This window comes from Actinomadura keratinilytica (assembly GCF_039539665.1).
In the GTDB taxonomy this organism is placed as follows: Bacteria; Actinomycetota; Actinomycetes; order Streptosporangiales; family Streptosporangiaceae; genus Spirillospora; species Spirillospora keratinilytica.
The window spans coordinates 1-13,122 of record NZ_BAABDO010000004.1; the positions used below are offsets into that span (position 1 = coordinate 1).

Below are 13,122 nucleotides of genomic sequence, written 5' to 3' on the forward strand. Positions count from 1 at the left end.
CGGCGGGCGGCTCGGGCACGGCGCCCGCGACCACCCGCACCGGGCCGGCGCCGACACCGGGGCTGACGCCCGCGCCGCGCAGCAGGCGGGCCGCGGGCACCGCCGCGTCAGGCACTTTCCGGCTCCGGCTGCTTGAGCAGGGCCTCCAGCGTGTCGAGCAGCTCCTCGGCGCCCTCGCCCTCGGCGCGGATGATGACCTCCTGGCCGTGCCGGGCGTCCAGGCCCAGCACCGCCAGGATGCTCTTGGCGTTGACCGGCTCGCCGCCCGGCTTGGCCACGGTCACGTCGAAATCGGCCTTGGCCGCGGTCTGCACGAACAGCGCGGCCGGGCGCGCGTGCAGCCCCACCTTCGCCTCGATCTTGACGTTGCGCTGGCTCACAGCTACTCCTCATCCTCGCCGCGCCCGGGCGGTTCCCGGCGCGGTCGGCCCCCGAACACCCGCAGCACGGGTCCCGGCGAGAGCTCCACTTCCTTCAGGTTCGCCACCAGATGGTCGGCCCCGTCCAGGGCCTGCGCCGGCTGGGTGGTCGTCACGCCGACGCACGTCATGCCCGCGGCCTTCACCGCGGCCACCCCCGCCGGGGCGTCCTCGAAGGCCACCGCGTCGGCGGGCGGCACGCCGAGCGTCCCGGCCGCGGCCAGGTAGCCCTCCGGGTCCGGCTTTCCGGTGGTCACGTCCCCGGCGGTCACGGTCGCCGCCGGGAGTTCCAGAATGCCGAGGCCGTCCAGCAGGGCCTCGGCGTAGGGGCGCTGCGCGGAGGTCACCACCGCCACCGGCACGCCCGCCCCGTGCAGCGCCCGCACCAGCTCGACCGCGCCCGGCACCGGCGCCACCGGCGGCATGTCCGGCGCGGTGCCGTACGACACCACCTGCGCGAACAGCTCGTCGACGGCGCGGCCGGGGAACAGGTGCGCCAGCTCGGCCAGCACCTCGACGCCGCGCCGCCCGGCGAACGAGGCGATCAGCGCCTCGTCGTGCGGGACGCCGTGCGTCTGGAACAGCCGCTGCCACATGGCGCGGTTGCGCGGCTCGGTGTCGACCAGGGTGCCGTCCAGGTCGAACACCGCGGCCCGCAGCGGGATCTCCGCCGGGTCGCGGCGTTCCCCGGCACCGGGCGGGTCGTGCTCGCTCAGCGCCATGTGTACAGCTCGGCCCCCTTCTCGACCGCCCCGGACTCCTTCACGTCGGACAGCGCGTCGGCGGGGGCGTCCAGCGCCACCACCGCGCACACCGGCGACCGGCCGCCCGCCTCGATCTCGGCGGGGTTCCAGCCCACCACCGGCTGCCCCGCCTCGACCGCGTCGCCCTCGGCGGCCAGCAGCTCGAAGCCCTCGCCCTTGAGCTGGACGGTGTCCACGCCCAGGTGCACCAGCACGCCGTGGCCCTCGTCGTCGACGACGACGAAGGCGTGCGGGTGCAGCTTGACGATCGTGCCGGTCACCGGGGCGAGGGCCGGGCCGGGCGCGCGCTCGGGATCGACCGCGGTGCCCGGGCCGACCATGGCCTGCGCGAACACCGGGTCGGGCACTCCGGCCAGGCCGACGACCCGCCCGGCGACCGGTGACAGAACTCGCGTCATCGCGTGGCTCCCCCGGCCCGTCAGTCCAGCAGGTCTTCGATGTCGCTGGCGATGGTGTCGGCGTCCGGCCCGACCACCACCTGCACGACGTTTCCGCTGCGCATCACGCCGAACGCGCCGGCGGCCTTCAGCCCGGCATCGTCGACCAGATCCGCGTCCGAGACGACGGTGCGCAGCCGGGTGGCGCACGGTTCGATCTCGTCGATGTTGTCGGCGCCGCCCAGCGCGGCGATGATGGCCTCGGCCTTGTCCATCCGCTCGTCCCTTTCCTGGATGATCCGGGGAAACCCGGCGGACCCGGAGAGTCCGCTAGTCGGTCTGGGTGACCTTGTTGAGCCCGCGGGGCACGTCGGGGTCGACGCCGAGCGCCCGCGCCAGCGCCTCCACCAGCAGCTGCCCCGGCACGATCAGCCCCAGCGGCGCGACCCATTCGGGCAGGTCGGGGCCGGGCAGCGCCCGCGAGCACGCGGCGGCCAGCCCGTCCCCGCCGCCGATGCCGTACGCGCGGGCGCCCGCTCCGCGCACCCGCCGGGCCAGCGCCACCGTGCCGGCCAGGGTCGGCCCGGAGCCGGCGGCGACCAGCAGGGCGGGCGTCCGGTCGTCCACCACCGCGATCGGGCCGTGCAGCAGGTCGGCGTACGACAGGCCCATGGCGTGCAGATAGCACGCCTCCTTGATCTTCAGCGCCAGTTCCAGGGCGGTGCCGAACGCGATGCCGCGGCCGGACACCACCGCGCCCTGCACCTCGGCCAGCTCCGCGACGATCGCGGGCAGCGCCTCGGCCGCCTCGGTCACCGCGATGAGCCGCGCCACCTCGTCCGGCGCCCGGCGCAGATCGGCCCGCTCGACCTCGGCGCCGAGGCCGAGCGCCAGCACCGCCAGCGCGGCCAGCTGGGTGCTGTAGGTCTTGGTGGCCGGGACGGCGAGCTCGTCCCCGGCCTCGGTGATCAGCGCGACCTCGGCGGCCTCGGCCAGCGGGGACGCGGCGCCGTTGGTGACCGCGACGGTGCGGGCGCCGCAGGAGGCCGCCCACTCCAGCGTCTCGACGATCTCCTCGGTCTTGCCGGACTGGCTGATCGCCACGGCCAGCACGCCGGACAGGTCGAGGCGGCTGCGGTAGGCGGTGGCGATGGACGGCGCGGCGAGCGTGGCGAGCCGTCCGGTGTGCGACTCCACCAGGTACCGGCCGTACACCGCGGCGTTGTCGGACGACCCGCGCGCGATGAACAGCACCTGGCGGGTGCCGCGGGCCAGCAGCCCGAGGTCGGGCACGCGCGGCAGCAGCGCCTCGATGGTGCGGGCCAGGGCGTCCGGCTGCTCGCCGATCTCGGCCCGCATGCGGCTGGTGGTCATTCATCCCCCTGGAACACGTTGCTGCCCTGGTGAACGTTGCTGCCCTGGTAGACGATGTGCCCTGCGACCCAGGTGGCACGCGCCCGGTGGTCGGGGCCGAGCCACACCAGGTCGGCGGCCGCGCCGGGTGCGATGCGGCCGAGGTCGGGGCGGCCGATCAGGTCGGCCGGGACGCGGGTGGCGGCGTCGACCGCGGTGACCGGGTCGACGCCGAGGGCGACGGCGTTGCCGACCGCGGCGTCCAGCCGCAGCGCGGACCCGGCGATCGTGCCGTCGGCGCGCAGCGGCGGCCCCTCGGCGGGCAGCTCGATGGGCTCGCCGCCCAGGTCGTAGGAGCCGGGCGGCATGCCCGCGGCGGACGCGGCGTCGGTGACCAGCACGACCCGTCCGGCGGCGGCCGCGAACACCACGCGGGCCGCGACGTCCGACACGTGGTGCAGGTCGAGGATCAGGCCGGGGTGCAGCCGCGGGTCGGCCAGCGCCTGCGCGGCGACGCCGGGGTCGCGGTGGTGGACGCCGCTCTGGGCGTTGAAGATGTGGGTGACCTTGCGGGCGCCCGCGTCGGCGGCCCGGGCGACCTGCTCGGCGGTCGCGTCGCTGTGCCCGACGCTGACCAGCACGCCGTTCTCGACGAGCGTTTCGACCGCCGCGATGGCGCCGTCCCGTTCGGGCGCGAGGGTGACCAGCTTGACCAGGCCGGTCTCCAGGAGCGTCGCGACCGCCTCGGGCGTGGGGTCGGTGAGCCAGTCGGCGTTGTGGGCGCCCTTGCGCTTGGCCGACAGGAACGGCCCTTCGAGGTGGACGCCCAGCACCCGGGCCCCGTCCGGCAGTGCGGGCAGCAGGTCGCGGGTGCGGCGCAGCGCCGCGGCCTGGGCGGCGACGGGCGCGGTGATGAAGGTGGGCAGGAACGCGGTGACGCCCGTCTCGGGGAGCCGCCGGACGATCTCGTGCCAGCCGGCCTCGTCCGCGTCCGCCAGGTCGTGGCCGAAGTAGCCGTTCACCTGCAGATCGACCAGGCCGGGGGCGAGCGTCCCGGCGGGCAGGCGCACGTCCGGCGGTGCGGGCGGGGCGCCCTCGCCGACCTCGGTGATCACGCCGTCCGCCACGCGGACGAAGCCCGGGGACAGCAGGCGGGTGGGACCGTCCCCGTCGGGGACGGCGACCAGGTTCTTCGCGGCGAGGAGCAGTGCTGCCATGGGGGTGCTCTCCGTGCGGAGTGACGGCGCTCTGGACTGGTCTAGTCCGGACTAGACCAGTCGTCACCATACTCCACCAAACGGACAGAGCGAAGATCCCGGGGGCAACTCTCCCGCGACGGGGCCGGACCGCCGCCTCTCCGGCGGGCCGGCGCGCGGACCGGCCCGCCGCAAACCGCCCGGTGACGGCCGGTCATGGCTGCTGACCTGCGATTTCACGACGTTCCTGCTTAATGCAGCCGTTATCCATCTGTGCATTGACATGGCGTTTCATGCTGTGGTCTAGTCCGGCCTAGACCAGTACGTACCGTAGGTACCCGGCCCCGGCCCCGAGGACGACGACCACGTGACCAGCATCGACCCGCACAGTCCCGTCCCGAAGTACTTCCAGCTCCGGGCGATCCTGCTCGACCTGATCGAGTCGGCGGAGCTGCCGGTGGACGCGCCGATCCCGTCCGAGCGCGAGCTGTGCGTCCGGTACGGGCTGTCCCGGATGACCGTCCGGCAGGGCGTCGACCAGCTCGTCTCCGAGGGGCGGCTGTACCGGGTGCCGGGCAAGGGCACCTTCGTCGCCCGCCCCAAGATCGAGATGCCGCTGCGGCTGGTCTCCTTCACCGAGGACATGCTGGCCCGCGGGATGCGGCCGGGCGCGATCGACCTGGACCGGCGCACCATCGCCGCCGACGCCCACCTGGCCCGCCAGTTCGACGTCGAACCCGGCACCGAGATCCACGTCATCGAACGGCTGCGCACCGCCGACGGGCAGCCCATGGCGCTGGAGCGGGCGCACATCCTGGCCTCGCTCGCCCCCGACCTGCTCGACCGGCGACTGGCCGACCGCTCCCTGTACGGCGTCCTGGAAGCGGTCTACGGGGTGGTGTTCGACGCCGGAGACCAGACCATCGACGCCGCCGTGGCCGACGCCACGGAGGCCCGTCACCTGCAGATACCCCGCGGCAGCGCCGTCCTGCTCCTGCGGCGACGCTCCTACACCGGTGGCGTGTGCGCGGAACTGGGCGTGTCCACCTACCGGGCCGACCGCTACCAGATCCGCACCTCCCTCGGAAACCCGCAATCGCGCACGTAGCACTCCCCCGGCTACAAGGAGGAAAACCCGATGAGTTCCACAACCGCAGTGGGCGGGACCGCGGCACCAGGCCGCGGATCGGCCGCCCTGGCCGTCCTCCAGCGCATCGGCCGCAGCCTGATGCTGCCGATCGCCGTCCTGCCCGCGGCCGGCCTGCTGCTGCGCCTCGGCCAGCCGGACGTGATCGGCACCGACAAGGCGGCGGACCCGTGGATCAGCTTCTCCGGCGCCGACCGGGTCGCGCAGGTCTTCTCCGGCGCCGGGGGCGCGCTGTTCGACTGGATGCCGCTGCTGTTCGCGGTGGGCGTCGCCGTCGGCTTCGCCAAGAAGTCCGACGGCTCGACCGGGCTGGCCGCCGTGGTCGGCTACCTGGTCTTCCACTACGTCAGCATGAACATCTTCTTCGTCCGGTTCGACGAGGAGCTCAAGGCCAAGATCGGCAAGCAGCTGTTCGATCCGGACAACCCCGGCCGGCCCAACCTGGTGCTGGACCTGGCCGCGCAGAATCCCACCCGGGTGCTCGGCGGCATCGTCATCGGGCTCGTCACCGCCCTGCTCTACCAGCGCTTCTACCGCATCAAGCTGCCGACCTGGCTGGCCTTCTTCGGCGGCCGCCGGTTCGTCCCGATCATCACCGCGTTCACCGCGATGATCCTCGGCGTGGTGTTCGGCTTCATCTGGCCGGTGCTCGGCAAGTGGCTCACCGACTTCGGCGAGTGGATGGCCGACAACAGCACGATCGGCGCGGGCGTCTACGGCGTGATCAACCGGCTGCTGCTGCCGCTCGGCCTGCACCACATCCCCAACAACGTCGTCTGGACGCAGATCCCCGAGTGCACCGTGAACGGCAAGACCTACGCCGGCGACCTGAACTGCTACCTCAACGGCGCCGACGGCGCGGGCTGGTCGATGACCGGCTACTTCCCCGTCCTGATGTTCGCACTGCCCGCCGCCGCCCTGGCCATGTGGCGCGCCGCCCCGCCGCACCGCCGCCCGGCCGTCGGCGGCATCATGTTCTCCGCCGCGCTGACCGCGTTCGTCACCGGCATCACCGAGCCGATCGAGTTCGCGTTCATCTTCGTGGCGCCGATCCTGTTCGGCCTGCACGCGGTGCTGACCGGCATCTCCATGGCCGTCGCGGACGCGCTCGGCATGAAGCTGGGCTTCAGCTTCTCCGCCGGCGGCATCGACATGCTGATCAACGGCTCCAAGGACAACACCCACAAGCTGATCCCGTTGATCATCATGGGGCTGATCTACGCGGCGATCTACTACCTGCTGTTCAGCGTGCTGATCCGCAAGCTGAACATCCCCACCCCCGGCCGCGAACCGGAGGGCGAGGAGTCGGCCGCGGCCGACCCCGCCGCCTCCCCCGAACTGGCCGGCTCAGGCAAGAAGAGCGGCCGCTCGAAGAAGGGCGGCGCCGCGGAGACGAGCACGTCATAGCCGCCTTCTGACCACTCCTCCCGCCTCCCCCTCCGGCCGCGGCGGCGGGCCCCGACGGCCCGCCGCCGCGGCCTTCGCCATGCACACGCCCGCCTCCTGGGCGACCGAAGACACCGCGGCGCTCAGCCGACACCAGAGACGATCAACACCGTCCGCCCCCGCGACGACGGCGCCCCGTCTGTTCACAAGCCAACCGCCAAGGGTCCAGAGACGCCCATGTGAACGCGCCGCACGCCGCCACGTCCACCGAGGCCACAGCCAAGCCGACGCGCCCCCTGCCCGCCTTGGACGCATTGTCTGACCGCATCCGGCCAGCCTGTATCAAACGGCCCGTCCACGGCTCCTTGTAGTCGGCGCCTCCCCCCGGGCGCCCCCGACACAAGGAGACAACCATGCGCGAGCAGTTCCGGCCGACCGACGGCGCCCTGGCCCTCCGCTGGCCGCACGAGCCCGGCCCACGTCGCATACGCGCCGTCGCGCCCCCGGCCCGCGGCCGCGACCGGGCACCCCTCCACCTGGCCGAACACCCGCCCCAGGAGGAGCTGCGCGGCGCGGCCACCGCCATCGTCCGCCTGGTCGCCGAGGTTCTGGCGGGCACGCGCACCCTGCACCACCTGTCCCGCCGCGCCGCCCCGGAGATCTGCCGCGCGCTGGCCGCCCACCCGCTCCCGCTCGCCTCCGGCGCCCGCACCGTGCCACCGCGCGTGCTGACGACCTGGCTCCAGGAGCCCGCCCCGGACGTCGCCGAGACCGGCGCCGTGGTCGTCCTGGCCGGGCACGTCCACGCCCTCGCCCTCCGCCTCGAACGGCACCGGGGCCGCTGGCGGTGCACCGCCCTGGAGACGACCACCCCGCCCCACCGCGCGGGACGGCCCGCTGCGCCGGGACCGACCCGGCACCCACGAACCCCGGCGCGCGTCACCGCCCCACCTCAGCACCGCAGCCTCTGACCGCAACCGGCCACCGCCCCGGACGGCCCGTCCCATTCGGGCCATCCGGGGCGTCCACAACCGGTATCTCAGTCGACGCCACCAACCGCTCCGATCACACACTCCGGCCCGGAGGGAAGCAAAAGCCGCACCGGTCGGCGCCGGCATGCCCAACTGCCACCCACCAGACGGTGGAACACCCGGAACCGGGGCGCCAGGCAACGCGAAACACCACGACCTCACGCACCTGCCGGCGGGTGCCTGGCCCGCCCGCCCGCAACCGGCGTCCACCGACCAGTCCGGGGTCGCCGCTTCGGCCGGAGGCTCATCGAGCGAAAAGGCGCGCCGAACGGCGTCGGCAATGCCCAGCCGTCGTCCGGCGCGGGCCGAGCCGTAAACGCGCAGGACGGCGGGATGCCGGGTAACACGGGGCAGCACGGCGGCACGCCTCCCCACAGCGGGCGGGGGCGTCCGCAGTAGGGAGGTGGGGGCCTGCGGCGCGTGCGGGCGTGGCGGGACGCAAAACGGCCTCCCGGACGGGTGTCCGGGAGGCCGCCGTCAGGTCGTGCGGGCTACTTCTTGCGCGGGTCGCCGTGGCAGCGCTTGAACTTCTTGCCCGAACCGCACGGGCACGGGTCGTTGCGGCCGACGCCCTCGTACGGGTCCGCGGCCTCCTCGCTGTGGTGCTCCACGCCGCCCTCGCCGTCGACGGTGGGCGCCGAGTAGTCCAGCTTCTTGGGACGCTGCGGCTTCTCCAGGCCCTTGGCGCGGATGGCGGGCGCCTCGTGCTCGCCTCCCTCGCCCCTGTCGGCCTTCTCGGGCTCCTCGCCCTCCTCGGACGCCGCGGCCTCCTCCTCGGCGTCCTTGGCCGGGGCGGTCTTGGACACCTCGACCGGGGCGGCGCCGACCTTGGCCTGCGGCTGCTCCTCGACCTCGACCTCGAGGTTGAACAGGTAGCCGACCGACTCCTCCTTGATGCCGTCGAGCATCGCGTTGAACATGTCGTAGCCCTCCCGCTGGTACTCCACCAGCGGGTCGCGCTGCGCCATGGCCCGCAGTCCGATGCCCTCCTGCAGGTAGTCCATCTCGTACAGGTGCTCGCGCCACTTGCGGTCGAGCACCGACAGCACCACGCGGCGCTCCAGCTCGCGCATGACCTCCGAGCCGAGCTCCTCCTCGCGGGCGTCGTAGGCGGCCTGGGCGTCCTTGCGGACCCGCTCGGCCAGCGTCTCGGCGTCCAGGTTGGAGATGTCGCCGCCGATCTCCTCGACCAGGTCCTCGACGCTGAACGAGATCGGGTACAGCTGCTTGAACGCCTTCCACAGCTTGTCGAGGTCCCACTCCTCGGCGAAGCCCTCGGCGGTGGCGCCCGCGACATAGCCCTCGACGACCTCGTCGATCATGTTGCGGACCTGCTCGTGCAGGTCGGCGCCCTCCAGCACCTTGCGGCGCTCGGCGTAGATGACCTGGCGCTGCCGGTTGAGCACCTCGTCGTACTTCAAGACGTTCTTGCGCATCTCGAAGTTCTGCTGCTCGACCTGGCCCTGCGCCGACTTGATCGCATTGGACACGATCTTGGACTCGATCGGCACGTCGTCCGGGATGTTCAGGCGCGTCATGATCGCCTCGACCCGGGCCGAGTTGAACAGCCGCATCAGGTCGTCCTCCAGTGACAGGTAGAACCGGGACTCGCCCGGGTCGCCCTGCCGTCCGGACCGGCCGCGCAGCTGGTTGTCGATGCGCCGCGACTCGTGCCGCTCGGTGCCCAGCACGTACAGGCCGCCGAGCGCGACGACCTCCTCGTGCTCGCCCTTGACGGCCTCCTTGGCCTTCTCCAGCGCCTCCGGCCAGGCCGCCTCGTACTCCTCGGGCGTCTCCAGCGGCGACAGGCCGCGCTGGTGCAGCTCCAGGTCGGCGCGGAAGTCGGGGTTGCCGCCGAGCATGATGTCGGTACCGCGGCCGGCCATGTTGGTGGCCACGGTGACCGCGCCCTTGCGGCCCGCCTCGGCGACGATCGCCGACTCCTGCTCGTGGTGCTTGGCGTTCAGCACCTGGTGCGGGATGCCGCGCCGCTTGAGCATCTTGCTCAGCCGCTCGGACTTCTCCACCGAGGTGGTGCCGACCAGCACCGGCTGGCCCTTCTCGTGCCGCTCGGCGATGTCCTCGACGACCGCCTCGAACTTGGCCTGCTCGGTCTTGTAGACCACGTCCGGGACGTCCTTGCGGATCATCGGCTTGTTGGTCGGGATCGGCACGACCCCGATCTTGTAGGTCTTGTTGAACTCGGCCGCCTCGGTCATGGCGGTACCGGTCATCCCGGACAGCTTCTTGTACAGCCGGAAGTAGTTCTGCAGCGTGATCGTGGCGAGGGTCTGGTTCTCGTCCTTGATCGGCACGCCCTCCTTGGCCTCGATGGCCTGGTGCATGCCCTCGTTGTAGCGGCGGCCGTGCAGGATGCGGCCGGTGAACTCGTCCACGATCAGGACCTCGCCGTTCATCACGACGTAGTCCTTGTCGCGCTTGAACAGCTCCTTGGCCTTCAGCGCGTTGTTGAGGAAGCTGACCAGCGGGGTGTTGACCGAGTCGTAGAGGTTGTCGATGCCGAGCCAGTCCTCGACCTTCTCCACGCCGGACTCGGTGATGCCGACGGTGCGCTTCTTCTCGTTGACCTCATAGTCGCCCGGGCCGTACTTGTCCACCTCGCCGGGAATCGGCTCGGCGCGCTTGAGCCGCGGCACGATCTTGGCGAACTCCACGTACCACTTGGAGTTCTGCTCGGCCGGACCCGAGATGATCAGCGGGGTCCGGGCCTCGTCGATCAGGATCGAGTCGACCTCGTCCACGATCGCGAAGTTGTGCCCGCGCTGGACGCACTCGTCCAGGCTCCAGGCCATGTTGTCGCGCAGGTAGTCGAAGCCGAACTCGTTGTTGGTGCCGTAGGTGATGTCGGCGTTGTAGGCGGCGCGCCGCTCCTCCGGGGTCATCTGCGGGAGGATGACGCCGACCTCCAGGCCGAGGAACTGGTGCACGCGCCCCATCCACTCGGCGTCGCGCTTGGCCAGGTAGTCGTTGACGGTGACGACGTGCACCCCGTCGCCGGACAACGCGTTCAAGTACGCCGGCAGCACCGCGGTGAGCGTCTTGCCCTCACCGGTCTTCATCTCGGCGATGTTGCCCAAGTGCAACGCGGCGCCGCCCATGATCTGCACATCGAAGTGTCGCTGGCCGAGCACGCGGCGGGCCGCCTCCCGCGCGGTGGCGAACGCCTCCGGCAGCAGGTCGTCCAAGGTCTCGCCGTCGGCGATGCGCTCCCGGTACTTGTCGGTGAGCTCGCGCAGCTCGGCGTCACTCATCTCGAGGAAGTCCTCCTCGATGGAGTTGACCTGATCCGCGAGCTTCTTGAGCTTGCGCAGGGTTTTACCTTCGCCCGCACGAAGAATCTTGTCGATGACCGGTGGCACTCTCAAGGCTCCTTGCAGATCGTGGGTCACCGCCGACCGGCGGAACGCACACCACACGTACGATGCCATCGTAGGCGAGTCTCAGGATGGTCTAGGTCACTCCTTGACGCAATCCAGCGCGCTCTCCGTTTGACCTTTCCGTCCCGAGGAAGGTGTCTCCGCATACCCGAGGGGAGGCGTTCGATGACGGAAGAACAGCCGCAGGAGGGACACGGCTCGCACGCGGGGCGGCCCGGTTCGTGGGTCGCCGTCGGCATCGTGATCACCGGGTTCGTGGTCGGCGGAATCGCCCTGTGCATGGGCCCGGCCTGGGTCGCCTTCTGGGTCGGCGTGGGCATCGTGGTGGTCGGCTTCATCGTCGGCGGGGTGGTGCACATCTTCGCCGACGTGGTGGTGGACGCGCCCCGGGTCATTCCGGAGATCGTCGACTACTCCGTCTTCGGCACCCGCACCGACAAGCGCCGCGGCGGGTCGGCCGGGGAGACCATCGACAAGCCCATCCGCACCGACAGCCAGCACACCCCCCACGGCTGACGCCGCACGAATTCTTTACCCGCGCGCCTACCCCGCCAGGCGCGCGTTGACATTACCGAGAAGGTCCGTTGGGGTCATGCGCTCGACGCGTACGGCGTCGCACCCGACCCACTCGGCCGCCTTGCGCAGCGCCGTGCACAGGGCGGCCACGGACGACTCCGTACGGGCGGCCGTCCGGGTCGCCCACGGCTCCAGCGACGCCTGACGGACCACCAGGGTCGTACCTTCGCGGGCCGGATCGACGCGCCCGATGAGCCGTCCCCCGGCAAGCACGGGCATGGTGAAGTAGCCGTGGACCCGCTTGGCCTTGGGCACGTAGGCCTCCAGCCGGTGGTCGAAACCGAACACGCGGGACGTGCGGGCCCGGTCCCACACCAGTGAGTCGAACGGGGACAGCAGCGTCGTGACGTGCCGTCCGCGCGCCGGGGCGGAGAGCGCGCCGGGATCGGCCCAGGCCCCGTTCCGCCATCCCGCCACGCGCACCGGCACCAGCCCGGCCGCCTCGACCACCGCGTCGACCTGCTCGGCCTTGATCCGGAAGTAGTCGGCCAGGTCCGCGCGGGTCGCCACGCCCAGGGCCCGCCCGGCGTGCGCGACCAGCCTGGTCAGGCACGTCTCGTCGTCCGGCTCCTCCGCCAGCAGGGCGGCGGGGACGGCCCGTTCGGCCAGGTCGTACACCCGCCGCCAGCCGACCCGGCGCACGCACACGACCTCGCCGATGTCCAGCAGCCACTCGACGGCGATCTTGTGGTCGCTCCACTGCCACCAGTCGGCGCCCGACTTGGCGCCCCCCAGCTCCTTGGTGGTGAGCGGCCCGTCGACGCGCAACCGCTTGAGCACGTCGTCGCACACGCCCTCGGGCACCTTGTGCCACCGCCACCCCCGGCGGCGGAACTCGCGCCGCCTGAAGGAGAAGTACGGCCACTCCGACATGGGCAGCACGGACGCCGCGTGCGCCCAGTACTCGAAGCCCGCGCCGTCACCCCAGTACGCCTTCTCGACCGCCGCCTTCCCGACCGGCCCGAGACGCGCGTAGGGCACCAGCTCGTGGGAGCGCGCGAGCACGGAGATGGTGTCCAGCTGGACGGCCCCCAGCCGCCGCAGGACCCCCGGCACACCGCCCCGCCTGCCGTCCGTCCCGAGCAGCCCCTGCGCCCGAAGCTGCAGCCGCCGCACCTCATCCGCACTGAGTTCGATGTCCGTCACCCGCCCGATGCTAGCCTCCAACACCACCAAACCGAGATAGCCGGTGTCCTCTACGCGATCACCTGCTTCCAGGCAAAACACAACCGCGCCGTCACGACCCACGTCACGAACGCGACAGACGAAACAAGCCGCCCTCCTGCGGGCCCACAAGCGCCGACTGGGCCCCATGGCGCCCCAAGCCAGCCCCGCAACCGCTACCCCAGCAGCGGCGCCACAGCCGCCCCGACAGCCGCCCCGACGAATTGGCCTACGCGGCGTCAGCAGGCGCCCGTCCCGACATCAAATGCGACCACGCGGTTCGAGGAGCGCCGGTGCCGACTGCCTTTCCC

Annotated in this window: 12 protein-coding genes; 4 read left to right on the forward strand and 8 right to left on the reverse strand. The window is 72.1% G+C overall.

The window, feature by feature from the left end; all coding sequences use genetic code 11:
• Nucleotides 1-107: 107 nt before the first annotated feature.
• Genes ABD879_RS02150 through nagA form a run of 6 tightly spaced genes read right to left on the reverse strand, consistent with a single transcriptional unit; the run spans nucleotide 108 to nucleotide 4,130 of the window.
• Nucleotides 108-380: an HPr family phosphocarrier protein gene (locus ABD879_RS02150; RefSeq protein WP_345016848.1), complete on the reverse strand. Its 273-nt coding sequence runs from the start codon at nucleotides 378-380 to the stop codon at nucleotides 108-110.
• Between the two features lie 2 nt (nucleotides 381-382).
• Nucleotides 383-1,141, reverse strand: a complete 759-nt coding sequence (locus tag ABD879_RS02155) for an HAD family hydrolase (RefSeq protein ID WP_345016850.1) — start codon at nucleotides 1,139-1,141, stop codon at nucleotides 383-385.
• Nucleotides 1,132-1,581 carry a PTS sugar transporter subunit IIA gene (locus ABD879_RS02160; protein ID WP_345016852.1) on the reverse strand — a complete coding sequence of 150 codons (450 nt, stop codon included), beginning with the start codon at nucleotides 1,579-1,581 and terminating at the stop codon, nucleotides 1,132-1,134. The genes ABD879_RS02155 and ABD879_RS02160 overlap by 10 nt, the downstream gene beginning before the upstream one ends.
• Before the next feature lie 20 nt (nucleotides 1,582-1,601).
• Nucleotides 1,602-1,835, reverse strand: coding sequence for a PTS sugar transporter subunit IIB (locus tag ABD879_RS02165; RefSeq protein WP_345016854.1), 234 nt, complete (start codon nucleotides 1,833-1,835; stop codon nucleotides 1,602-1,604).
• 55 nt (nucleotides 1,836-1,890) lie between these two features.
• Complete coding sequence (locus tag ABD879_RS02170) at nucleotides 1,891-2,934, reverse strand: SIS domain-containing protein (RefSeq protein WP_345016856.1); 1,044 nt, start codon at nucleotides 2,932-2,934, stop codon at nucleotides 1,891-1,893.
• A complete protein-coding gene (gene nagA, locus ABD879_RS02175) occupies nucleotides 2,931-4,130 on the reverse strand; it encodes an N-acetylglucosamine-6-phosphate deacetylase (RefSeq protein ID WP_345016859.1) in 1,200 nt (399 codons plus the stop codon). Before nagA ends, ABD879_RS02170 begins: the two co-directional genes overlap by 4 nt.
• A 346-nt stretch (nucleotides 4,131-4,476) precedes the next feature.
• On the opposite strand from nagA, the gene ABD879_RS02180 reads away from it, so the two are divergent.
• The 3 genes from ABD879_RS02180 to ABD879_RS02190 all read left to right on the forward strand — a co-directional run bounded on the left by ABD879_RS02180 (nucleotide 4,477) and on the right by ABD879_RS02190 (nucleotide 7,613).
• Entirely contained in the window at nucleotides 4,477-5,217 is a 741-nt protein-coding gene (locus tag ABD879_RS02180) for a GntR family transcriptional regulator (RefSeq protein WP_345016861.1), read from the forward strand.
• 30 nt (nucleotides 5,218-5,247) lie between these two features.
• Entirely contained in the window at nucleotides 5,248-6,663 is a 1,416-nt protein-coding gene (locus ABD879_RS02185) for a PTS transporter subunit EIIC (protein WP_345016863.1), read from the forward strand.
• 392 nt (nucleotides 6,664-7,055) lie between these two features.
• The gene (locus ABD879_RS02190) at nucleotides 7,056-7,613 is read left to right on the forward strand and encodes an Rv3235 family protein (RefSeq protein ID WP_345016865.1); all 558 of its coding nucleotides are present in this window, start codon (nucleotides 7,056-7,058) and stop codon (nucleotides 7,611-7,613) included.
• A 551-nt stretch (nucleotides 7,614-8,164) separates the two neighbouring features.
• On the opposite strand, the gene secA is transcribed toward ABD879_RS02190, so the two are convergent.
• Nucleotides 8,165-11,053 carry a preprotein translocase subunit SecA gene (gene secA / locus ABD879_RS02195; protein ID WP_345017076.1) on the reverse strand — a complete coding sequence of 963 codons (2,889 nt, stop codon included), beginning with the start codon at nucleotides 11,051-11,053 and terminating at the stop codon, nucleotides 8,165-8,167.
• 183 nt (nucleotides 11,054-11,236) lie between these two features.
• Between secA and ABD879_RS02200 the strand changes: the two genes are divergently transcribed.
• Nucleotides 11,237-11,587: an HGxxPAAW family protein gene (locus tag ABD879_RS02200; RefSeq protein ID WP_345016867.1), complete on the forward strand. Its 351-nt coding sequence runs from the start codon at nucleotides 11,237-11,239 to the stop codon at nucleotides 11,585-11,587.
• Between the two features lie 27 nt (nucleotides 11,588-11,614).
• Here the strand turns inward: ABD879_RS02200 and ABD879_RS02205 are convergent, their stop codons facing one another.
• Nucleotides 11,615-12,793 (reverse strand): winged helix-turn-helix domain-containing protein, encoded by a 1,179-nt coding sequence (locus ABD879_RS02205; protein WP_345016869.1) that lies wholly within the window; start codon nucleotides 12,791-12,793, stop codon nucleotides 11,615-11,617.
• Between the last annotated feature and the right edge of the window lie 329 nt (nucleotides 12,794-13,122).

What these genes read in the sequence shown, in the direction of transcription:
- ABD879_RS02155 (WP_345016850.1), bottom strand. Translation starts at nt 1,141, where the DNA reads ATGGCGCTGAGCGAGCACGACCCGCCCGGTGCCGGGGAACGCCGCGAC.
- ABD879_RS02160 (WP_345016852.1), bottom strand. Translation starts at nt 1,581, where the DNA reads ATGACGCGAGTTCTGTCACCGGTCGCCGGGCGGGTCGTCGGCCTGGCC.
- ABD879_RS02165 (WP_345016854.1), bottom strand. Translation starts at nt 1,835, where the DNA reads ATGGACAAGGCCGAGGCCATCATCGCCGCGCTGGGCGGCGCCGACAAC.
- ABD879_RS02170 (WP_345016856.1), bottom strand. Translation starts at nt 2,934, where the DNA reads ATGACCACCAGCCGCATGCGGGCCGAGATCGGCGAGCAGCCGGACGCC.
- nagA (WP_345016859.1), bottom strand. Translation starts at nt 4,130, where the DNA reads ATGGCAGCACTGCTCCTCGCCGCGAAGAACCTGGTCGCCGTCCCCGAC.
- ABD879_RS02185 (WP_345016863.1), top strand. Translation starts at nt 5,248, where the DNA reads ATGAGTTCCACAACCGCAGTGGGCGGGACCGCGGCACCAGGCCGCGGA.
- ABD879_RS02190 (WP_345016865.1), top strand. Translation starts at nt 7,056, where the DNA reads ATGCGCGAGCAGTTCCGGCCGACCGACGGCGCCCTGGCCCTCCGCTGG.
- ABD879_RS02200 (WP_345016867.1), top strand. Translation starts at nt 11,237, where the DNA reads ATGACGGAAGAACAGCCGCAGGAGGGACACGGCTCGCACGCGGGGCGG.